The 939-nt window shown below is 44.3% G+C and carries 1 protein-coding gene; it reads right to left on the bottom strand.

Annotated features, from left to right (window positions below; all coding sequences use genetic code 11):
- Positions 1–164: 164 nt before the first annotated feature.
- Complete coding sequence (locus C5687_RS24280; protein ID WP_001752509.1) at positions 165–665, bottom strand: non-heme ferritin-like protein; 501 nt, start codon at positions 663–665, stop codon at positions 165–167.
- Between the last annotated feature and the right edge of the window lie 274 nt (positions 666–939).

Consider the following 939-nt stretch of genomic DNA (forward strand, 5'->3'; position numbering starts at 1 on the left):
ATAAAGACACAAGCAGAGACATTTTTGGCACGATATAAAAACGCTAAGTTAAAAAATCACTATGACGTGTTGGGTATCAAATGTTCACTGGCATAAACCTCTGTTTCTGATGTAAAACAGATTTTCTGAGGAGGCGTAAAACCTCCTCGTACTGCGAAATTGATTTAGTGATAGCGATCGATCACGCCAACCAGATAGTGGTCGGTTTGCTGCATGTTGATGCCCGCTTTTTTAGCGCTGCGGACTTCATCCAGAATGATTTGCAACAGCGTCCCGTCCACGATTTCCTCTTTTCTGTATCGCTTCAGGAAGTTAATCGCTGACTTATCGTTTGCTGCCTGGGCGTCTTCCGTCAAAGAGGTCAGCGCATTAATGCGCTTCTGGTAATCGCTTACCGTCTGCTCAAACAGATCTTCCAGCGTGGAAAATTCACCGCACCGGGCGTGTTGCTCCTGTAACACCGGCGTGGCGCCGCTCTGTTTGATGTATTCGTACATGCGCATCATTTGCGTCACCGTATTTTGCGCCTGATGACGCAAAAATAGTGCGGTGCCATTAAGGCTATTCTCGCTGCACCTCTGGCTGAGCTGAAGATACAAATTTGAGGTATAAAACTCCTGATTCATTTGCGCATTCAGTTTTTGAACTATTCCGCTAGCGATCATAGGACTTCCTTATTTCTTGTCATCTCAGAAAACGGTCACTCTTCGAAAAAACAACCAGAATAAAAGCGATTCTTTCGCTTTTTTTATTGCGCCTGGTTACGCAGTCATATTCATTTTAAGTCGGGATGCTCCTTATTTAAATATCCAACCCTACTATCGCATTTCTATCTGGCATTATTCTGTGATGGTGTTTCGATATTCACACTCCCTGTGCCAATCCTTTCTTATCGACAGTAGGAAACTTCCTCCGGCTATTCTGCTGAACACGATTAGG

Origin of the sequence: Enterobacter sichuanensis (genome assembly GCF_002939185.1) — a bacterium.
Lineage (GTDB): Bacteria > Pseudomonadota > Gammaproteobacteria > Enterobacterales > Enterobacteriaceae > Enterobacter > Enterobacter sichuanensis.